The sequence below is a fragment of the Pseudoalteromonas sp. APC 3893 genome (genome assembly GCF_030408095.1).
In the GTDB taxonomy this organism is placed as follows: domain Bacteria; phylum Pseudomonadota; class Gammaproteobacteria; order Enterobacterales; family Alteromonadaceae; genus Pseudoalteromonas.
This window is the reverse complement of record NZ_JASDCD010000008.1, coordinates 1-21,704: the sequence shown is the minus strand read 5'-3', so window position 1 is coordinate 21,704 and position 21,704 is coordinate 1. Positions and strand designations below refer to the sequence as shown.

Annotated in this window: 16 protein-coding genes, 3 tRNA genes, 2 pseudogenes and 1 riboswitch; of the genes and pseudogenes, 6 read left to right on the top strand and 15 right to left on the bottom strand. The window is 41.2% G+C overall.

Annotation, left to right across the window (positions count from 1 at the left end):
* Positions 1-57 precede the first annotated feature (57 nt).
* Positions 58-2,268 carry an EAL domain-containing protein gene (locus QMA12_RS11345; protein ID WP_290210298.1) on the top strand — a complete coding sequence of 737 codons (2,211 nt, stop codon included), beginning with the start codon at positions 58-60 and terminating at the stop codon, positions 2,266-2,268.
* Positions 2,269-2,308: 40 nt separating this feature from the next.
* Here QMA12_RS11345 and QMA12_RS11340 read toward each other — a convergent pair whose 3' ends face one another.
* Together QMA12_RS11340 and proB are read right to left on the bottom strand one after the other, a co-directional pair.
* The gene (locus QMA12_RS11340) at positions 2,309-3,556 is read right to left on the bottom strand and encodes a glutamate-5-semialdehyde dehydrogenase (protein ID WP_290210297.1); all 1,248 of its coding nucleotides are present in this window, start codon (positions 3,554-3,556) and stop codon (positions 2,309-2,311) included.
* Entirely contained in the window at positions 3,553-4,659 is a 1,107-nt protein-coding gene (proB, locus tag QMA12_RS11335; RefSeq protein WP_087534490.1) for a glutamate 5-kinase, read from the bottom strand. Before proB ends, QMA12_RS11340 begins: the two co-directional genes overlap by 4 nt.
* 889 nt (positions 4,660-5,548) lie before the next feature.
* Here proB and QMA12_RS11330 point away from each other — a divergent pair.
* Positions 5,549-7,399: a sodium:proton antiporter gene (locus tag QMA12_RS11330; RefSeq protein WP_087534491.1), complete on the top strand. Its 1,851-nt coding sequence runs from the start codon at positions 5,549-5,551 to the stop codon at positions 7,397-7,399.
* 208 nt (positions 7,400-7,607) lie between these two features.
* Positions 7,608-8,864: an aromatic amino acid transport family protein gene (locus QMA12_RS11325; RefSeq protein ID WP_290210296.1), complete on the top strand. Its 1,257-nt coding sequence runs from the start codon at positions 7,608-7,610 to the stop codon at positions 8,862-8,864.
* Positions 8,865-9,121: 257 nt separating this feature from the next.
* On the opposite strand, the gene QMA12_RS11320 is transcribed toward QMA12_RS11325, so the two are convergent.
* The 4 genes from QMA12_RS11320 to orn all read right to left on the bottom strand — a co-directional run bounded on the left by QMA12_RS11320 (position 9,122) and on the right by orn (position 10,453).
* Positions 9,122-9,197: transfer RNA gene (locus tag QMA12_RS11320), tRNA-Gly, on the bottom strand.
* Between the two features lie 235 nt (positions 9,198-9,432).
* A tRNA-Gly gene (locus QMA12_RS11315) sits at positions 9,433-9,508 on the bottom strand.
* Between the two features lie 165 nt (positions 9,509-9,673).
* Positions 9,674-9,749: transfer RNA gene (locus QMA12_RS11310), tRNA-Gly, on the bottom strand.
* A gap of 158 nt (positions 9,750-9,907) precedes the next feature.
* Positions 9,908-10,453, bottom strand: coding sequence for an oligoribonuclease (orn, locus tag QMA12_RS11305; RefSeq protein ID WP_087534578.1), 546 nt, complete (start codon positions 10,451-10,453; stop codon positions 9,908-9,910).
* A 121-nt stretch (positions 10,454-10,574) separates the two neighbouring features.
* Here orn and rsgA point away from each other — a divergent pair, with 121 nt between their 5' ends.
* Together rsgA and asd are read left to right on the top strand one after the other, a co-directional pair.
* Entirely contained in the window at positions 10,575-11,633 is a 1,059-nt protein-coding gene (rsgA, locus tag QMA12_RS11300) for a small ribosomal subunit biogenesis GTPase RsgA (RefSeq protein ID WP_087534579.1), read from the top strand.
* A gap of 15 nt (positions 11,634-11,648) precedes the next feature.
* Positions 11,649-12,515 (top strand): archaetidylserine decarboxylase, encoded by an 867-nt coding sequence (asd, locus tag QMA12_RS11295; protein WP_290210295.1) that lies wholly within the window; start codon positions 11,649-11,651, stop codon positions 12,513-12,515.
* Between the two features lie 46 nt (positions 12,516-12,561).
* Here the strand turns inward: asd and QMA12_RS11290 are convergent, their stop codons facing one another.
* The 8 genes from QMA12_RS11290 to QMA12_RS11255 all read right to left on the bottom strand — a co-directional run bounded on the left by QMA12_RS11290 (position 12,562) and on the right by QMA12_RS11255 (position 20,122).
* Positions 12,562-13,311, bottom strand: coding sequence for a HesA/MoeB/ThiF family protein (locus tag QMA12_RS11290; RefSeq protein ID WP_290210294.1), 750 nt, complete (start codon positions 13,309-13,311; stop codon positions 12,562-12,564).
* A gap of 3 nt (positions 13,312-13,314) precedes the next feature.
* Complete coding sequence (gene thiE / locus QMA12_RS11285; RefSeq protein ID WP_290210293.1) at positions 13,315-14,844, bottom strand: thiamine phosphate synthase; 1,530 nt, start codon at positions 14,842-14,844, stop codon at positions 13,315-13,317.
* A gap of 17 nt (positions 14,845-14,861) precedes the next feature.
* On the bottom strand, positions 14,862-15,647 hold the full coding sequence (locus QMA12_RS11280) for a thiazole synthase (protein WP_290210292.1): 786 nt from the start codon (positions 15,645-15,647) through the stop codon (positions 14,862-14,864).
* A 1-nt stretch (position 15,648) separates the two neighbouring features.
* Complete coding sequence (gene thiS, locus QMA12_RS11275) at positions 15,649-15,846, bottom strand: sulfur carrier protein ThiS (RefSeq protein ID WP_290210291.1); 198 nt, start codon at positions 15,844-15,846, stop codon at positions 15,649-15,651.
* Between the two features lie 8 nt (positions 15,847-15,854).
* Positions 15,855-16,856, bottom strand: a complete 1,002-nt coding sequence (locus tag QMA12_RS11270; protein WP_290210290.1) for an FAD-dependent oxidoreductase — start codon at positions 16,854-16,856, stop codon at positions 15,855-15,857.
* Positions 16,857-16,924: 68 nt separating this feature from the next.
* Entirely contained in the window at positions 16,925-18,877 is a 1,953-nt protein-coding gene (thiC, locus tag QMA12_RS11265; protein ID WP_087534587.1) for a phosphomethylpyrimidine synthase ThiC, read from the bottom strand.
* 152 nt (positions 18,878-19,029) lie between these two features.
* A riboswitch (TPP riboswitch) is annotated at positions 19,030-19,140 on the bottom strand.
* A 55-nt stretch (positions 19,141-19,195) separates the two neighbouring features.
* Positions 19,196-19,597, bottom strand: coding sequence for an META domain-containing protein (locus QMA12_RS11260; RefSeq protein ID WP_290210289.1), 402 nt, complete (start codon positions 19,595-19,597; stop codon positions 19,196-19,198).
* A 129-nt stretch (positions 19,598-19,726) separates the two neighbouring features.
* The gene (locus QMA12_RS11255; protein WP_087534588.1) at positions 19,727-20,122 is read right to left on the bottom strand and encodes an acyl-CoA thioesterase; all 396 of its coding nucleotides are present in this window, start codon (positions 20,120-20,122) and stop codon (positions 19,727-19,729) included.
* Positions 20,123-20,242: 120 nt separating this feature from the next.
* On the opposite strand from QMA12_RS11255, the pseudogene QMA12_RS11250 reads away from it, so the two are divergent.
* Positions 20,243-21,583: pseudogene (locus QMA12_RS11250) on the top strand (TonB-dependent receptor); the annotation flags it as partial.
* 9 nt (positions 21,584-21,592) lie between these two features.
* On the opposite strand, the pseudogene QMA12_RS11245 reads toward QMA12_RS11250, so the two are convergent.
* Positions 21,593-21,704: pseudogene (locus tag QMA12_RS11245) on the bottom strand (IS630 family transposase); the annotation flags it as partial.

Sequence of the window (21,704 nt, the reverse complement as noted above, 5' to 3'; positions counted from 1 at the left end):
AAGCTCTTAACTATGAGCTATTTTTTATCTAATGGTGAAACTGTAATTGAGAAATGAGTGCCCCAAAGCTTACCAACACAAAACGCTGACCGTCAAAAGCCGTTAATTCTCATCGTTGATGATGAACCCAATAATCTGCATATATTGGTTGAAGGCTTGCTATCAGATTATGATGTTCGCGTATCAACTAGCGGCAGAAGTGCGCTTGAATTTATTGAAACGACACGTCCAGACTTAATATTACTTGATATTATGATGCCTGAGATGGATGGCTATGAGGTCTGTAAAAAGCTAAAGCAGAGCCAAAATAGCAAGGGGATCCCTATTATATTTGTCACCGCCCTCACTGAAGAAGAATCCGAAGAACAAGGTTTCGAACTGGGCGCCGTAGACTATATTCACAAACCTTATAAATTGGCACTCGTTCGTGCTCGTGTACGCGCACACATCTCTGTGCAAGGAATGCTCGATCGCCTCATTGAAAAAAACTTTGAATTACATGACAAATTCATTGAGGTAGAAAACCTTGCTTCTGAGCTTACCAAGCGTGATGTTGAATTAAAAAAACTATCAGCCAAACAAGCTTTATTTTATCAAGCCCTAACCAGCACAGCCGATGGCGTAGTAATCACAAATCACAAGGGTATTATCATTGCCGTCAACCCATCTTTTTGCCGAATAACAGGCTTTTGTGAAAGTGAAGCTCTTGGAAAACCATTAAAAGAAATCAAACAAAACAACCTACCAGAGATAAACTTTGATGATATATGGCTACATGCGAGCAAAGCGGGTTACTGGAGTGGTGAGCTGACTACACGACGAAAAAGCGGTGAGTTATATCCTGAATTACTTACACTTAGTATGGTTAAAAACGAAGTCGATACCAACATTAACTTTATTGGTGTATTTAGTGATATTTCGAGTGTAAAAGTCACTCAAGAGCGTATTGACTATTTAACATGGCATGATGAGCTTACAGGCCTCCCTAATCGTAATAACTTTTTAAAAATTCTGGAACAACAATTACGAGAGCAAAATAAACAGCAAAGCTATACCTGTATTTTTATTCTAGATATAGATAGCTTTCATTCAATTAATGATGGCCTTGGCCTAATGGCGGGCGATAAAGTATTAAAAGAGTTTTCAACACGAATAAACGATAATTTAGGTAATAAAGATATCGTTGCACGCCTTGGCAGTGATGAGTTTGCTGTACTATGTGAAACACAAAAAGGCACTGGTTATGAAAGAACACAATCTTTAGCAAATGTAACCGCGCAAAAACTGCTATTAGCCGCCAGTGAACCATTTGATATCGAAGAACAAAAAATTAGTTTAACGATCAGTATCGGGATCTATATTCTTCCTCGTAATGAATTAAGAGGAAGCGCAATTGAAACTATTCGAAACTGTGAAGCTGCTTGCTATAAAGCAAAAGAAAAAGGCGGTAATAGAGTTACATCATTTGATACATCTTTTGGCGAACAAGCTAAACGGCGTTTCGAAGTAGAACAAGACTTACGCCAAGCAATTGCACAGCAAGAACTAGTACTTAACTTACAATCACAATATGATCACAACCATACCCTAAAAGGGGCTGAGGTACTCCTTCGCTGGCAACATACAACAAAAGGTTTTATTAGCCCTGCTGAATTTATACCGATAGCCGAAGAGTCTGATATTATTTATGATTTAGATTGCTGGGTTACAACTCAAGCTTTAAAACTACTAGAACAAATTAACGAGCAAAACCCAAGTCTAGCTATTTCGATCAACATCAGCGGCAGACATTTTCATGAAAAACGTTTTCTAAACTTTATCACTCAAAGTATTATTGATTCACAGGCCAATCCTGCAAATCTGACGATTGAAATCATTGAAGGCACACTGTTAAACAATATGGATGATGCTATTGCGGCAGTGCACCATCTAAAACAGCTGGGTGTAAGGGTTTCTATCGATGATTTTGGAACTGGCTACTCAAGCTTAACCTACTTAAAGCAATTGCCTATTGATGAGCTCAAAATTGATAAGTCATTTGTTTTAGAGGCACCAACAAACAATAACGACAAACTGATTATCGATATGATAGTTAGTTTAGGTGATTTATTTGATCTAAAAATTATTGCTGAAGGTGTTGAGGAGCAAGAGCATCTAACTCTGCTACAAGCTTTCCCTGATATGACTTTACAAGGCTACTTTTTACATAGACCCGAACCAGCAGAAGATTGGTTAAGCGATTTAAGAAATAAAAATGCCGAGTCTTAAACTCGGCATGAAATACTTACTTTAACAATTAATAAGTAAATTACTCGCGAACTTGACCTTCACCATCCACTAGGTACTTTTCTGTTGTAAGCGACTCTAAGCCCATAGGACCATAAGCATGCAACTTAGAGGTAGCTATACCAATCTCAGCGCCTAGACCTAATTGCGAGCCATCAGAAAAACGTGATGATGCGTTAACCATCACGACTGATGCATCCACACTACGTTGGAACAATTTAGCTGCATCTTGGTTTTTAGTACAAATAACTTCAGTGTGGTTTGAACCAAACTGAGCAATGTGATCAATAGCACCTGCAAAATCAGGAACGACTCGAATCGCAATTTCTAAATCCAGATATTCTTGACCGAACTCACTATCGGCAAGTACTGTTGCATCATCAAAGTATTTAGCTGCTTGGCTATCAGCATTAATTTTAACGCCTTCTTGACGAAGTACGACTGCACATAAATTTAAGAACTCGTCTGCTACAGCTTCATGTACGACTAGACCTTCTAATGCATTACAAACACCTGTACGCTGTGTTTTACCATTTAACAGTAAGTTAAGTGCCACTTCTAAATCAGCATCTTTATCAACATATAAATGGCAAACACCTTTAAAGTGCTGGATCACTGGAATTGTACTGTTATCAGTAACAAAGTTTATTAGCCCTTCACCACCGCGTGGGATAATCAAATCAATGCTATCTCTTTGCTGCATTAATTCCATAAGCAACGCACGGTCAGGATCTGGAATCACCGAAATAAGCGCAGCTGGCAGATCATTCGTTTCAAGGACTTTGTGCATTACGCTAGCGATAGCTTGTGAGCTTTTTAACGCTTCTTTGCCACCACGTAGAATAACACCATTACCTGATTTAAAGCACAGCGCACCGGCATCTGCGGTTACATTTGGGCGTGCTTCATAAATCATACATACCACACCTAAAGGCACTCGCATTTTACGAATTTTAATCCCATTTGGGCGCTCAGTAATATCTCGAAGCTGACCAACCGGGTCCTCAAGGCTAACAATAACTTCAATACCCTCAGCCATTGCTTCAATACGCTCATCATTGAGCGTTAAACGGTCTATCATTGATGCAGCTAAATTATTGTCTCTAGCAGCTGATAAATCACTTTCGTTTTCTGAAATTATAAATGCTTTTTGCTCACGTAACGCTGCCGCCATTTCCAGTAACACACGGTTTTTTGTCTCGGTATCGAGTAAAGCTAACTGGTGAGCAGCTTTTGCTGCTTGGCGTGAAATATCCGTAATTAAACTCATGACTTCTCCAATAATGCGATATCTTTTTCTGAAATAACGGGACCAATCGAATCTTGCATTTTGTCGCTAAATTCACTTTGCTCGTTATCAGCTATAAAATTCAATAAACAGCTACTATAGTTAGCTGTCGCTTTAGCCAGACGCGTACCATCGTTACTACGCACTAAAATAGTGTCGCCGATCCCAAACTCACCATGCACGGCAACAATTTCATCCCCGCGTATACAGCCTGTTTCGCCTTCAAGCGATTCATCAAATGAACCTTCAACCACAACTTCACCTTGCTCATTAGCTGTGTGAGTCATCCAATGCACAGCTTCTTGCATCGGTTTTTCATAAGGTAAAAAGACTGTACCTGGGTTAATCCCTTCTAGTAACTGATTAAATGTTTGCTCTTTAAAACCATTAATAATGTAGGTTGTGATACCATGCGAAGTGGCTTTTTCTGCCGCCTCAATTTTGGTTTTCATACCACCTGTGCCAACCGCACTGGTCGCACAACCTGCCATTGCATAGATTGATTCATCAATTGATTTTACTTCCGGTAATAACTCTGCGTCATCATGTAAGTTCGGGTTTTTGTTATAAAGCCCATCTACATCTGAGAAAATCATTAATGCATCAGCATCCGCTGCTGCGGCAACCATGGCTGATAAATTATCATTGTCACCAACTTTCAAATCATCTGTTGTTACCGTGTCATTTTCATTCATGATAGGTAATACGCCATGCTCTAGTAATGTGAACACGGTTTCACGAATGCTCTCATAACGTTCACGGTCACGTAAATCACCATGAGTTAATAAAATTTGTGCTGACGGAAAATCAAAAAAGCGGTCCCACATAGCCATCATTTCTGTTTGACCTGCGGCTGCCATGGCTTTTTTCATGGTAACGGTGCGTTCTTGCTGATCGGGGAATAAATGCGCGCCAGCAGCTACAGAGCCCGACGAAACTAAAATAACTTCAATGCCACGACTACGGCAGCGAACAATAAACTGTGCGATAGTTAATAAATAACGTGAACGACAACCATCTTGATCCGGAGCGATAAGTGCGCTACCAACTTTAAGTACAATACGTCGCCAATTTAACTTTTGCATAATGTGTTTCAACTTTCCATTTAACTGTAACTTCTCAAAAGAGAAGTAAGAAAACAATCTCTTAGCATTAAGACTAAGATACGAGTTTACATTTTGTATGTCCAAATACACTTTTTACACACTCACCCAAAAACACACACCTTTAATTAAAAAAGTGAATTTTAGATATAGCATAACTTTTACTCAATCATTAGATTGAACAGTTATAAAGTAAAATAAAAAGTGTTGTTTATGCATCGCTGTAAAAAGCTGTGTGAAGCTTCTTTATTAACAACATACATAGAGCCTCTAAAGTCAGGTACACCAACAGATAGGGTGATGACTCAAGGACCGAGATTTGTTCACCACGATGGGCGCCAAATATTGAACAGGTAACAATTCAACTCAAAATATAAAAATGGCAATTTCATGCCCTTATTATTACAAGCGAACCAATACCCAAAAATGAGTAAATACATACAAATTGTGTTCAAAACAATTAATTCATTGAATATTAAGCAAATAAATATAATAACCTTCATTTAAGTAAGTATAATTTTAACTAACTTAAAAATAACTATATGTATTCGCTTATACCTAACTAGTAACTAATTAGACAACAAATTGTTTGAACACTAACTATAATACGCTAAAATCATCTGTGAGATCAAGGCTATATTTTATTCACATACCCACACCCACCTTAAGAAAAATAAAATATCAATATTTATCAATGTGTTGCATTAATATGAATTTTTTATGTAGTTGCGTTAATTTCTCAAGAAAAATTATTTCTACAAAAAAACCATATACAGCTAAAATTCAATTAAGATAAATGAACATATCCCTGTATTATTAGTTTTGCTAGCCTTACTCTTAACTGAAGTAATAAATAAGGAATACCTCTTTTATGTCAGCTATTTACATCGCAGGGATCGCTCTTTGCTCCGTTCTTGCGCAATGGGTTGCTTGGGCTTTTAAAGTTCCAGCAATTTTATTTTTACTACTCACAGGTTTATTACTTGGTCCTGCGTCCAGTATATTAGATCCAGATGCATTACTGGGTGATTTACTATTTCCTGTTGTTTCCTTGAGTGTTGCCGTTATTTTATTTGAAGGCTCACTGACCTTACATTTCAAAGAGCTTAAAGGAATAGGCAAAGTAGTGCGAAACCTATGCTCCATAGGGATGATCGCGACCTGTATTATCATTAGCCTCAGTGCCTACTGGATTTTAGAACTTAACTGGCGCGTTGCAGCCGTGCTGGGTGCGGTATTGGTCGTTACCGGGCCCACTGTTATCGCCCCATTATTAAACTCAATGCGTCCAACTCAAGACATTGACCGTATTCTGCGCTGGGAAGGCATTGTTATAGACCCTATTGGCGCGCTATTCGCGGTATTAGTTTTTGAAGCTGTAATGCTCGTTGGCCAAGGTGAAGTCTTTGTTCATACCCTTATTGCACTATTTAAAACACTAGGTGTAGGTTTATCTATAGGGGTGGTTGCAGGTTGGCTTACAACATTGTTAATCCGCAGAGAGTGGTTACCATTTGAATTACATAAATTTGGTATATTAGCTTTAGTGCTTATTAGCTTTACCATTTCTAACCATCTAAGCCATGAGTCAGGCCTACTGGCTGTAACAGTATTTGGTATCTGGTTAGCGAACCAAGATGACTTAGAAATTGACTCTGTATTAGAGTTTAAAGAAGACTTGTCGATGATTTTAATTTCGACATTATTTATACTATTAGCAGCAAGATTACAGCTCTCTGATTTAATGATGCTCGACGGTGATGTATTTATATTTTTAGCCGTTGTGCTATTTATTGCGCGCCCTGTCTGTATTGCAATTTCAACCTTTGGTTCAGATTTACCACTAAAATCCCGCTTAGTGCTCGGATGGATAGCACCCCGCGGTATTGTAGCAGCTGCCGTAGGTTCGGTATTTGCACTCAGCATGATGGAAGCAGGTGTCGCAGACGCAGAAAAGATAGTACCGTTAATATTTACTGTAATCATAATTACTGTGGTACTACAAAGCTTAACAGCTATTCCTGTTGCTAAATTGCTTGGTGTGCGTCAACCTTCACCGAATACAATTTTAATCATTGGCGCAAACCATGTCGCTCGCGCCATAGCTAAAGGGCTAAATGATCAAAGTATCCCTGTGCACTTATCGGACCCAGCATGGGAAAACTGTAAAATGGCAAGAATGGATGGTTTGCCTTGTTATTATGGTAACCCTCAGTCAGAGCATGCTGAGCGCTACCTACCCCTAACCACTATACGCAGCGTACTAGCACTGTCTCCTAACCGACATCATAATGCGCTGGGCGTACAATATTTTTCTCATTTATTAAACGAAAAAAATGTATTTTCACTACGCTCTTCTACAAACCATGCTAAAGCAAACAAAGACAGTGCGACATTTTTGTCACGCCAAATTTTGTTTGGTGACAATGGCGCTTATGCGCGTCTAAGCAGTTTGATTGCGAAAGGTGGCAAAGTAAGTGCAACCCGTATATCTGAAGAGTTCAGCTGGGAGCAATACCAAGAAATGAATAACGAAGCTATTCCGTTATTTATCTTGCACGGAGAAAAAGATAGCGACGACTCACCAATTAAAGTACGTCCATTTACTATTAACATGGAAAAACTACCGCAAGAAGGCGAGCGAATCGTTGCTCTGCAGCCTCCAAAAATGTCAGTGTTAAAAGATCCTAATAACGGGAAAACGAAAGAACCAAAAGAGTAAAATGGTAAAGCTAGGAATTTAATTCCTAGCTTTCCTTTTAGCTAATCACCTGAAAGTAATAGCCTAATTACATGCAACTTACTAAAACATGACAACCTGTAATCCTCACCTTACAGCATAGTTATGTTAATACATCGCCAAAAAATGCATTCATGCTGCAACTTATATATGCTGCCGCAAAATTATTATTCTAATTGGTGGAGTATAAATGAGCTCATATCAAGATGTAGCACAGTTAGATACATCGACAACAAGTAAAAACAAGTGGAACCTACATGATACTCAGTGGGTTTTAAGTCTATTTGGCACCGCGGTTGGTGCTGGGATCCTGTTTTTACCAATCAATATTGGTATTGGCGGATTTTGGCCTTTGATCATTTTGGCCTGCTTAGCTTTTCCTATGACCTTTTTAGCTCACCGAGGTTTAGCACGTTTTGTTTTATCGTCAAAAAATAAAGATGCTGATTTTACCGATGTTGTAGAAGAGCACTTTGGAGCCAATGCAGGGAGACTGATTTCATTATTATACTTTTTATCTATCTTTCCGATCTTGCTTATCTATGGTGTAGGGCTAACTAATACAGTTGATAGTTTTATCGTTAACCAACTGGGCATGGAGTCACCTTCGAGAGTATTACTTTCGGGTGTGCTTGTAGCAGGCATGATAAGCTTAATGCTGGGCGGTGAAAAACTCATGTTGCGCGCGTTCGCTATTTTAGTTTATCCGTTGGTAGCTATTTTATTCTTTTTATCTATTTATTTAATTCCAAGTTGGCAAATGCCTAATATGGCTTTTCCTGAATTTACAAGCTTTACTAAGACGTTGTGGTTATCAGTTCCAATCATTGTATTTTCGTTTAGTCATGCCGCTGCGATCTCAAGCTTTGCCAATGTACAACGCGGTCACTATGGCAATGATGCAACAACAAAATCAGAAGCTATTTTAAAGCGTACCAGCTTATTATTGATTGTTTTCGTACTGTTATTTGTATTCTCATGCGTGCTTTCTCTTTCAACAGAGCAAATGGCGCAGGCAAAAGCTCAGAACGTGTCTATCTTATCGTACTTAGCAAACATTACAGATAACTCATTTATAGCAACTCTAGGCCCTCTAGTGGCGTTTATAGCTATTACATCATCATTCTTAGGGCATTTTTTAGGCGCGCGTGAAAGTTTTAATGGCTTAGTCACCAAGCAAACCAAACTAAGTATGAAGAGCGCTGATAAGTTGGGTGTGGTAATTATGTTTTTTGCTATCTGGTTTTGTGCAGTTAAAAACCCGAGCATCTTAGATATGATGGATCAACTATCAGGCCCTATTATTGCCATGATCTTATTTATCATGCCTATGATAGCCGTCTTTAAAGTTCCAGCGCTCAAAAAATACCGTGGCAAAAGTGCTTACTTTATCTTATTTATGGGCACCTTAGCAGTGCTTGCGCTACTTTATAGCTTTATAAAATAATTAGTAAATACAGAAAAGCCCAGTAAATGTCGCCATTTACAGGGCTTTTTATTTGTTTAAAGAAAATTATGTTGAGCTTTTCAGATTAAAATTTGTTTAGTTTCGGCGCGAAGTTGGTGGCCAAATGAGCTAAGTAAAAATCTAGAAAAAGTGAACATTGTCATCGGGGGGGGGGAAAGCTAAAGCATTGTTTTTTTTGAATACAGGGTGTCTGAAAGATGCTGAATATTTAGAAAGTGTGGATTTTAATAAAAGATTGGAGCGGCACACGAGGCTCGAACTCGTGACCTCGACCTTGGCAAGGTCGCGCTCTACCAACTGAGCTAGTGCCGCATTCAAAATAATCAGTAATTTGTCCGTTGGTGCGCGACGATTCGCCGTAAAACGTTCTGGCAACTGAGCTAGTGCCGCATTCAAAATAGTCAGTAATTTGTCCGTTGGTGCGCGACAAATCGCGGTAAACGTTCTGGCAACTAAGCTAGTGCCGCATCATATTCAGGTTCTAGCAAAAGCTTGTGCCTTTCATCTTTTACCTTGAAACTATTAACCAATTTCTTTGGTTATAAATTGGAGCGGCACACGAGGCTCGAACTCGTGACCTCGACCTTGGCAAGGTCGCGCTCTACCAACTGAGCTAGTGCCGCATTCAAAATAGCCAGTAATTTGTCCGTTGGTGCGCGACGAGTCGCGGTAAAACGTTCTGGCAACTGAGCTAGTGCCGCATCATATATAGGTTCTAGGTTCTAGGAAAAGCTTGTAACTTTCGTCTTTCACCTTGAAACTATTAGCCAACTTCTTTGGTGAGAAATTGGAGCGGCACACGAGGCTCGAACTCGTGACCTCGACCTTGGCAAGGTCGCGCTCTACCAACTGAGCTAGTGCCGCATTTTATCTAGGTTCTAGGTTCTATCAATATTAAACCTCGTTCCTTTAACCTTTCTTCTTGAATCTTTAACTTCCACTTAAACACACTAACCCCGCGGGGGTTATCGTCTTAAGCGGGGCAGGATTTTACAATAATTCGATGTGTTTGCAAGTATTTTTTACAAATTAAAGAATTTTTCTCGGTAGACTTTCAATTCCATAATGGAATCTTTAATGTCATCGAGTGCAAGATGTGAGCCTTTTTTATTCACTTGCGCTAAAACCTCGGGTTTCCAACGTCTAGCAAGCTCTTTAATAGTGCTCACGTCTAAGTTGCGGTAATGAAAGAAATCTTCCAACTCGCGCATATACTTATTCATAAAGCGTCTATCTTGACCAATAGAGTTTCCACACATGGGCGATGCCCCAGCAGGAACCCATTGCTTTAAAAATTCAATGGTCTGCTCAACAGCATAAGCCTCGTCATAAGTACTTGCCTTACAACGTGCCGTAAGCCCTGATTGACCGTGTTGAGTGGTACACCATTCATCCATCCCATCTAGCAATTCATCGCTTTGATGAATAGCAATTGTTGGGCCTTCAGCCAAGATGTTTAGCTCACTATCGGTGACAACAGTCGCTATTTCGAGTATTTTGTCTGTACTTGGTTCTAGACCTGTCATTTCGAGGTCGAGCCAAATCAGATTTGATTTATGAAAAGACATAATTACCTTGCGGTGCTTTCCTTTAGATCTAACGCATTTAGATATATCATATTAGTATCATCAGTCGACCTAAAGCTTTTTTTTCAAAAAGCGCGACATTTAACTAAGTTATAGGCCAAAAGTGGCAAAACAGAAGAAATTAAGTAAAGGCCAATCCCGTAGGATCAAGGCTAATCACCAAAAACGCTTGTCCAATGCCGACGATAAATCAGCGAAAGGGACAAATGAGCAACTACAGAACGATAATTTAGGCCCTGCGGAAAATGCAGTGGTTATTAGCCGTTTTGGTCAACATGCCGATATCGAAACCGATAATGGTGATGTACTGCGCTGTAATATTCGTCGTACTGTTAAAGGTATTGTTTGCGGTGATGAAGTACAATTTCGCCGTGCAAAAGTAAGCGAAGGCGATATAGCGGGTGTTATTGAGGCAATGCATGAGCGTCGCTCACAATTAACACGACCCGATTTTTACGATGGCGTTAAAGTCGTTGCGGCTAATATTGATCAGATACTTATGGTTTCTGCGGTACTCCCTGAGTTTACTGCAAATATTATCGACCGCTATCTAGTGGCTTGTGAAGATATGGGAATTGAGCCTATTTTAGTGCTCAACAAAATAGACCTTATTGACGAACAAGGCCTAAAAGCTATTGAGGAAGTACTCGATATCTATCGTAAACTTGGCTATCAAGTTTTACTGGTAAGTAATAAAACCGCAGCAGGCATAGATGCTTTAAAGCAAACATTAGTGGGTAAAAATAGCATTTTTGTTGGCCAAAGCGGTGTCGGTAAATCCACACTGGTAAATACCGTGCTACCCGATGCTGAAATATTGACTAAAGAAGTCTCTGAAAACAGTGGTCTTGGTCAACATACAACCACAGTGTCGCGGTTACACCATTTGCCTTCAGGGGGGAATTTAATCGACTCTCCTGGAATAAGAGAGTTTGGTTTATGGCACCTTGAAGTTGAACGAGTTACCTGGTGCTTTAAAGAATTCCGCGAGTTTATTGGCGGTTGTCGCTTTCGCGACTGTAAACATTTAAACGACCCTGGCTGTATTATCCGCCAAGCGGTTGATGATGGTGATATTTCAGAGCTGCGCTTTGACAGTTACCACCGAATTTTAGAAACAATGGCCGATGGCCGTGCTGGAGCTCGTGCTCCGCGCGTTTAATTTAGGAAGAAACAAGTGAGTTTAGATAAATTCAAAATTACCATGCAATATGCAATGCCAAAACATTTTCTATCGCGCATGGTAGGTAAATTAGCTGCTGCAAGGCTGGGTGGCTTAACAACATGGTTAATCAAATTATTTATTAAGCAGTACAAGATAGATATGAGCGAAGCACAATATTCAGATCCCGCTCATTACAAAACCTTTAATGAATTTTTTACCCGCCCGCTAAAAAAAGGTGTTCGCCCATTAAATGCTGAAGCTGACATAATCGCTCACCCGGTAGATGGGGCAATTAGCCAACTTGGCGCAATTGTCGATGGTCAACTTATTCAGGCTAAAGGCCATGACTACAGCTTACAAGCGTTGCTTGGTGGTTCTGAGCAAGACACAGCCCCGTTTTTAGGTGGTGAGTTTGCGACGATTTATTTAGCACCAAAAGATTATCACCGTATTCATATGCCAATCGACGGCACATTAAGTAAAATGATTTACGTGCCAGGTGATTTGTTTTCGGTAAACCCACTAACTGCGCAAAATGTACCTAACTTATTTGCACGTAATGAGCGTGTAGTTGCAATTTTTGATACCGAAATTGGCCCACTTGCGATGGTATTAGTCGGTGCAACAATTGTCGCTAGCATTGAAACAGTTTGGGCTGGTACGGTAACACCACCAGCAGGAAAAGACGTATTTAGTTGGAACTACCCAACCACTGGCGATAATGCAATCACTTTGAAAAAAGGTGAAGAAATGGGCCGCTTTAAGCTCGGCTCAACGGTTATTTTAGCATGGGGCGCTAATCAAGCTGAAATCTTAGCTGATCAGCAACCTGAAACGGTAACGCGTATGGGCACACCTTTCGCCAAAATTACAGAATAAAGTACTCAACGCCATAAAATAGCGCGAGTGCTAACTCGCGCTTTCATTACACTCCACATTCAGTGCATTCAGGCGCTTTTGTTAATTTAAACTGCTGTTGCGTCAAACTCAATCCATCAAAGCGCACAAACTGACTCCCCTCGTGGTGACCCAATATCAAGTTAATTGCTAATAGCGCCTGCATTGAGCCTATCACTCCTAATAACGGGCTTAATACGCCAGCATTATCACAATTTAACATTTGCTCTTTTGGTTGCTCTGGGAACAGGCAGCCGTAGCAAGGGCTATCAGCCTTTCGAAAATCAAAGCACATCAACTGCCCTTCACTGGCTATTGCCGCACCTGATATCAGCGGAATCCCTGCCTTTAAACAAAAGCGGTTCACCGTATAACGCGTAGCAAAGTTATCACTGCAATCAAGCACCAAGGTAGCTCCGGTAAAAATTTGATCGGCATTTTTCTCAGTTAATTGCTGCTCAACGCTATTCACAGTAATTTGATTATTCAAACTGCCAAGCACTTTACCAGCGGCGCTCACTTTGGCTTGCCCTAAATGATTTACTTTATAAAGTACTTGGCGCTGCAAGTTAGAAAGCTCAACTTTATCGTCATCCAGTAAAGTAAGCTCTCCCACGCCTGAGGCTGCTAAATATAACAGTGCTGGGCTGCCTAAACCGCCCGCACCAACTACCACCACATGGGCTGCTTTTAATTTTAGCTGACCTTCAAGCCCCACTTCTTTGAGCATTAAGTGACGGCTATAACGCAGCTGCTCTTTGTCAGATAACTCACTCATTATTTAATGACCTATGGCGCTTTGTAAATCTGCAATAGCTTGTTGGTAGTCATCCGCTTCGGTAATGGCTCTGACCACTGCCACACTACCAACGCCGGTTGCAGCCACTTCATTGGCACGGGATAAGTCAATGCCCCCAATCGCCACTGTCGGGTAATCTTGCATTAACGGCACAAAATGTTTGAGCTTTTCGAGGCCTTGAATTTGCCCTGTCATATCCTTGGTGGTAGTTGGGTAGATAGCGCCAAATGCCATATAACTTGGTCGATAATTATGGGCGCGGATCATTTCATAAAAGCCATGAGTTGAAAGCCCTAAGCGCAAACCAGCCTCTTTAATAGCGACTAAATTGGCTTCAAGTAAATCTTCTTGACCTAAATGTACACCGTAAGCACCGTGTTTAATTGCAAGTTGCCAATGATCGTTTATATACACCTTACCTTCATATTTTTGGCCAAGAGTAACTGCGGCTGCAACGGCAGTATCAAGCTCACTTTCACTTCCCTCTTTGATACGTAACTGCACGGTTTGAATACCTTGCGCTAAGCATTTGTCTAACCAATCAACAGAGTCAACGACCGCGTATAAGCCAAATTGCTTACTTTCACACGCTGCAAAGTTAGCGGCCATAGTAAACTCATTCGGTGCATCAAAATCTAACTCATCACCGAGCCAGCTTCCCGCTTCAATCACTTGTGGGTAATCGTCAATACTTTGCGGGAAACTAGTTTGTGCAACAGGGCCAATGCCTTCGCCATAACGTACAGCCGCTTTTAAGCCTTGGTTTATATACGCTTTTGCTAAAATAAAGGCATCTTTAAGTGGGTATTGTTTTGCTAAACACGCCGCAATCACAGACGCCATGCTACAGCCTGTACCATGGCTATGCGGCGTGGCTATTTTTTCATTACCTAGCCAATATTCATTTGTGCTATCAGTGGTGTTTTCGCGGCAATAATCTATGCAGTAACCACTTGGGTAATCCCAATGTCCACCTTTGATCACCACAGCTTTTGCGCCCCAGCTTTGCAGCTTTTCAGCGGCTTCAATAACCGCACTTGGGCCAATTAAGTAAACCCCCGTTAATAACTGGGTTTCGTGCGTATTTGGAGTGATCACATCCACCAGCGGCAATAAACATTCTTTAATTGCGCTAACGGTATCTTCTTCTGTGAGTAAGTCACCACTACTGGCAATAGCGACGGGGTCGTAAACCACTAAAGGAGGTATTGGCCATGTGGCTTTATAATGCTTAATATGCTCACTAATTAACTGTATTTGCTGAACGTTAGCAAGCATACCTATTTTTATCACGCTCGCTTTCATGTCACTGGCCAAAGCAAGTAGCTGTGATTCAATCACCTCAGTTGATATGGGGTTTAATGCCTCAACACCTAAACTGTTTTGTGCCGTGAGTGCAGTAATGGCTGTGCAGCCATGTACACCAAAACTTTGCATGGCTTTTATATCAGCTTGAATACCTGCACCACCGCCAGAGTCTGAGCCTGCAATTGTCCAAACAACTTGATTCATTATTACTTCCTAATTTATTACGTTTGATGCCAAAAAGGCATCCCCATCGTGGGTGTTGATGGCGCGGCAACATCTTTTTCTGGCATTGCTTTGGCTGTATAAGCAAAACGCCCGGCATCGACCGCCGCTTTAAAGGCATGGCTCATGGTAACAGGGCAACCCGCCCCTGCAATAGCCGAATTTAATAATACCGCATCATAACCAAGTTCAAGTGCTTGGCAAGCATGAGAAGGCAAACCAAGGCCTGCATCAACAATCAATGTTAGCTCTGGTAAGCGCTCACGAATTGTTTTTAAATTGTATTGGTTTAATAACCCTTTACCCGTGCCTATTGGCGCTCCCCACGGCATCAGTACTTCGCAGCCAACATCTGCTAGGCGCTGGCAAAGCACTAAATCATCAGTGCAATAAGGCAATACCTTAAAACCATCATCCATTAGTATTTTTGTTGCCTCTAGCAAAGCAAATGGGTCTGGCTGAAGATTATATTCATCTCCAATCAGTTCGAGCTTTATCCAGTCAGTCGCAAATACTTCACGACACATTTGTGCCAGCGTTACCGCCTCTTTAACACTATGACACCCTGCGGTATTGGGTAATATTTTTAAACCTGTGTCTTTTATTAGCTGCCAAAAATCATCCCCAGCGGCTGCACTTTGCTGGCGGCGCAGCGAGACGGTAACCACTTGTGCGCCAGAGGCCTTAATTGAATCAGCCATAATCGCAGGCGACGGATAAAGCGCAGAGCCAATTAGTAAACGACTAGTTATTTGTTCGCCATAAATGCTAAAGCTATCACTCATTTTAGCCCCCTTGGATTGGCGAGAGCAGCTCGATGCTATCGCCTTGCGTTATGACAATTTCATCAGTGTTTTTACGTGGAATAAAACCGCCATTTAACGCTACAGCAAAGGGTTCTTTAGCACCAAACTCTGCAAGCACTTTAGCTAATGTCGTTTGATTTTCGGTTTCAAACGACTGGCCATTAATTGTAATCTTCATCTTTTAACCTATTTAATTAACGCGACTGCTTCAGCCACTAAGCTTGGTGCAAGTAAGTAGCCATGTCGGTACAAACCATTAATACTTATCACCTTACCTTGGCGCTTTACTTGTGGGCGATTATCACTAAATGCAGGGCGTAAACCTGTTTGAATATTGATAATACGTGCTTCAGCAAAACCACTATGCACGGTATACGCCGCCGATAACAACTCAAGGGTTGAGCGTACTGTTGCGAGGCCATTATCTTGCGATTCTATTTCGGTTGCGCCAATCACGTATTCATGATTTGGTTTAGGCGTAATATAAAGTGGGTAGCGCGGGTGCATTAACCGCACAGGGCGCGTGAGATTAACTTCGGGCGCGTGTAAACGAATCACTTCTCCACGAACACCACGCAACTTACACTGCTCACTTTTAGCGCCTAAGCCTCTGCAATCAATAATGTAATCATATGGCTGCTGTAGCTGCTCACAAGCGGTATTAATATTTTTACCAAAATTAAACTGTAGAGCACGTGCTTTAAGTGTATTAAAGCTTGCTTGATAAAATGCCTGATTATCTATTTGCCCTTCGCAAGGTAAATATACGCCTTGATTGAAGCGCCCTGATAATTCAGGCTCAAGCTCACTAATATGTGAACCACTCAATCGCTGAGCATGATGATTAGCTAACGGTTTTAGCCGTTCAGTAAAGCTCTGTAAGTCGCCTTTGTCTTGTTGATGAGCAACCACCAGCGTGCCTTGCTGCTGAAAAAACACGGGTTCATTAAGCTGCGCTAGAATTGCCGGCCAGAGGTTTATTGAGTCAAGCCCCATGAGCGCCAAGTCTTGTTCACACAATACTGATTCAGCTAAAGGCGCAAGCATGGCTGCGGCAACACGCCCAGCACTGTTGCGTGCCTGTGCGTCATCAACCTCATAAACCGTTACATTATGCGCTAAGCTCAATTCAAGCGCCGCCAAGCGCCCTGTTAAGCCAAACCCCACCACCGCAATGTTGTAAGACATAATAACCTTAATTCAGTTACGAGTTGCGAGAGTAAAGTTAGCGAGCGGTTCACTCGCTAACTTTTTACTTATACCGCTTTATGATAAATCTCTGAGCCAGTTTGCTTAAACTCTTCAGACTTCGCTTTCATTTCAGCCTCTACATCGACCATTTTGATTTCAATGGCATCTCCCACGTTGTTAGGATCTATACCCCTAGCTTCTAGGTCTTTGGCATATTCACGCACTTCTTGGGTGATTTTCATTGAGCAAAATTTTGGCCCACACATAGAACAAAAATGCGCTACTTTGCCAGATTCTTGCGGTAAGGTTTCGTCATGATATTCACGCGCACGCTCAGGATCTAAGCCAATATTGAATTGATCATGCCAGCGGAACTCAAAGCGCGCTTTTGATAACGCATTATCACGCTCTTGAGCGCCTGGGTGACCTTTGGCTAAATCCGCAGCATGAGCAGCAATTTTATAGGTAATTAAACCTTCTTTTACATCTTCTTTATTTGGTAGGCCTAAGTGTTCTTTAGGTGTTACGTAGCACAACATCGCACAGCCATACCAGGCAATTTGCGCCGCACCAATACCCGACGTAATGTGGTCATACCCTGGGGCGATATCTGTTGTTAATGGGCCCAATGTATAAAAAGGCGCTTCGTCACAATGTTTAAGCTGCTCTTCCATATTGTCTTTGATCATGTGCATTGGCACATGGCCCGGACCTTCAATAAATACTTGTACGTCGTGCTTCCACGCTATTTTAGTAAGTTCGCCTAATGTACGTAGCTCACTAAATTGCGCTTCATCGTTAGCATCTGCAATTGAGCCTGGGCGCAGGCCATCTCCAAGTGAAAAGCAGACATCGTACTGTTTTAAAATTTCGCAGATATCTTCAAAGTGAGTGTAAAGGAAGTTTTCTTTGTGGTGCGCCAAACACCATTTAGCCATGATTGAACCACCGCGTGACACAATCCCTGTAACTCGCTTGGCGGTCATTGGTACATAGCGTAACAATACGCCGGCGTGAATAGTAAAATAATCAACGCCTTGTTCAGCTTGTTCAATCAAGGTATCGCGGAATATTTCCCAAGTTAAATCCTCTGCTACGCCATTTACTTTTTCAAGGGCTTGGTAAATTGGCACAGTACCGATTGGCACTGGTGAGTTACGAACCACCCACTCTCGCGTCTCATGAATATAGCGCCCAGTTGATAAATCCATTACTGTGTCAGCACCCCAACGGGTTGACCAGACCATTTTTTCAACTTCTTCTTCGATAGAAGAACTTACCGATGAGTTACCAATATTGGCATTTACTTTCACTAGAAAGTTACGACCTACAATCATTGGTTCTGTTTCTGGGTGATTAATATTGTTAGGCAATATTGCGCGGCCACGAGCGATTTCATCACGAACAAATTCAGGGGTAATAAACTCCGGGATACTCGCCCCGAATGACTCGCCCTTGTGCTGCTCAGCCAATAGTTCTTTACGAATTTCTGCCCGGCCCATATTTTCACGTACTGCCACATATTCCATTTCAGGGGTGATAATACCTTGGCGCGCATAATGCATTTGCGTCACGTTTTTGCCCGCTTTAGCACGGCGAATTTTTGGCAAATGTTCAAAGCGAATATGATCAAGCCCTTCATCAGCCATACGCTGTTGTGAAAACTGCGAAGTAACTGACTCTAAAATTTCAGTATCGTCGCGGCTTTCAATCCATTGTTCGCGATATTTATCTAAGCCTTTACGTACATCGAGCGTAAAGTCAGGATCGGTATAAGGGCCTGATGTGTCATATACTCGTAGCGGTTCATTCGGTTCATAGATTGGGTTTTCATCTGTACCGCCAACAAAAGTGTCGCTAAGGGTAATCTCACGCATACCCACGCGTACATTTTCTTGTGTACCTTCTACGTAAACTTTGTGAGAACTTGGGAATGGTTGCCCTGTAAGGTTATAAATATAATCTGATGCTGCCGCACGGGTTTCGCGACGAGACGGTTTATTTGATGTGTTTGACATGACTTACCTCATTGCTAAAAGGGTTGTCTTGTCAGATATTGCGATGCAATAGAGAGTAGCAACTGCTACATGGATCGTAGATTGGTATTATTCATGTACTACCAATCTTGGCAGCCACAGTACTTGTGGCCAAAACATGGCGCACAAGCACCTGTTTAAGGCAGCTTGTTCCCTACGCAGGTGTTAGCCTGATCAGGTTCACGGATCCCGCTTTCGCGATCTCAGCCTTTGAGTTAATACCCAAGGCACTCCGACAAGTAAAATTCTATATATTGTTCGCTGACGAGTGTACGTTAGTTGCAGTTTGCCTGCAAGAGGTTAGCCTGCAGGAATAAACGCAAATGTTTGCTCGCCAGTTAAAATTAGCTGTTGCGATTGCAATTGAATTTGAACACCTTGCTTTAGTAAGTCTAATAGCTGTTGCTCAAATTGATCTAGTTGCTCGCCACATGACTTTCTAGTCATGCCAAGTTTATTAATGCTTAACTGATTATTAGTTAAATCACCTTCACCAAAAAACTTATTACAACCAGCAAAACCATTAACTTGCAATGCTTCAATAAAGCTTAGCGATGCGCTATAAGACGCAGGAATTGCTAAACCATCTACTCGTGATAGTTGCCACTTAGTGTATTTTAATTGCTCACTGGTGACTGTCCCTGTCGATGAGCAGCCAATACAAAAACCGATAATAAGCATCGGTATTGCTGCTAATTTCATGTAATTACTAACCTAAAACTCAATCGGAACATAATAGCAATAATTAACCACAGATACCGTTAATAATGCATGTTTTTAATGTAAAAAATTGTTCTAAGATAGTAATAAAACTTCAACATCAAAGCGTATTTATGACGTTTGGAATAAATCATCAATTTCTTCTGGTAAAAAAGGGCGACCTTGTTCATTAACTGAAGTACCAATAACCAACGCTTTAAGCATTACTTTTTCATCATGTTTGCGTATTACAGTTTGACGAAAACCAAACTTTAAGCGACTAATACGCTCAGGCTCCACGGCAACATAAAACTCATCACCAGGCACCAGTGATTGTTTATAGTCCATTTCACTGCGCATGACTACTAGATTTATTTTATCGCGCGCAAGTTTAGCAAAATCAATACCATTGGCATGTAAGAACTCATGACGAGCATGTTCCAGATAATTAAAATAAACACTGTTATTTACAATACCTTGTAGGTCGCATTCGTAATCGCGTACTTTAAACTCAACTTTAAAGGTCATATTAATATTCCTAATTATGTATACTGTGCGCGTTTATAGCATATTTATACAGCTGGTATCACGACTTTAATGAGAATAGTTGTTATCATGCACGTCCCTGAAATGGAGTTAAGAAACCGAATGAAACTACGTCTGTCTTTAATTACTGCCGCGTTACTCCCTCTTGTTAGCGCTTCAGCGCTTGCTGAAGATACTGATCTTGAAAAAATACTCGTTACTGGGGATTTCCAAAAAGAAAGCATTCAAACCCTCAGCGCCAGTGCAAGTTTATTTAGTGAGCACGAAATTAATGAACGTGGTGCAACATTTTTAGATGAAATGCTTGCTAGTGCCGCCAATGTGAACTTTTCAGCTGGTGCATCGCGCGGGCGTTATATTCAAATTCGTGGTGTGGGTATGCGCTCTCAGTTCGTTGATCCTATCAACCCATCTGTTGGCTTAGTTATTGACGGTATCAATTATTCAGGCCTTGGCGCTAGTTCGCTGCTATTCGATGTAAACCAAATTGAAATTTACCGTGGCCCTCAAGGCACTCGCTTTGGTGCCGATGGCATGGCCGGTATGATTCAAATGGAATCAGCCGACCCCACTTTTGATCCGAGTGTAAAAGTGCAACTCGGCGCCGGCAACTACAACAGTTATGAAGCAGGTGTTGCCGCTGGTATCGGTATCACTGATAGCACAGCTGTACGTGGTAGTATTTATCAACGTGAATCTGACGGTTATCAAGATAACTTATACCTAGATAGACCAACACAACAACAAGACGAATTAGTTAGTCGCTTTAAACTACATAGCCAATTGACTAATGATTTACGTTCTGAGTTAAGTGTCCATTATATCGATATAAATAACGGCTATGATGCATTTACCCTTGATAACAGCCGCAATAGCGTAGCTGATGAGCCTGGCCAAGATAACCAAGAGAGTATTGCTGTTGGCCTTGCCAATATTTACACTGGCTTTGATTTATTTGATGTTAGCTTAAACCTCTCAGGCATTGATAGTGAATTAGAATATAGCTTTGATGAAGATTGGGTATGTAACGATATAAACAAACCTAATTTATGTGCTGCAGGGCTTCACCCAGAGGGCTACAGTTCAACCGATGCCTATTTTAGAGATCGTCAAGACCAAGCCGCTGAGCTGCAATTTAATGGCAAAGGCGGTAACTGGGTAACAGGGCTTTATTATCAAGGTCGAGATGTTGATTTAGAGCGTCAATATACATGGCTTGCGGGCCCTTTTGCATCTACTTATGAAACCAGTAACACGGCACTATACGGTCAATTAGCTACTCCTATTAGCAATAAAACTACTTTAATCACGGGTTTACGTATAGAGCAATATCAAGGTGATTACACAGATAATAATGGATTTATCGAAGAAACTGATGACGTTATGGTTGGTGGTAAATTAGCTCTTGAATACCAAGTGATTGACCGTACCATGATCTATACCCATCACACCTCAAGATGCAGAATTTAACACCTGAAAATTGTCGTTAATTCTGCTCGCCAAAATATCGCCTAAATTAGGAAGTGTTTGACTAAAAAACTCATCGATTTTATCTCTAAATTCT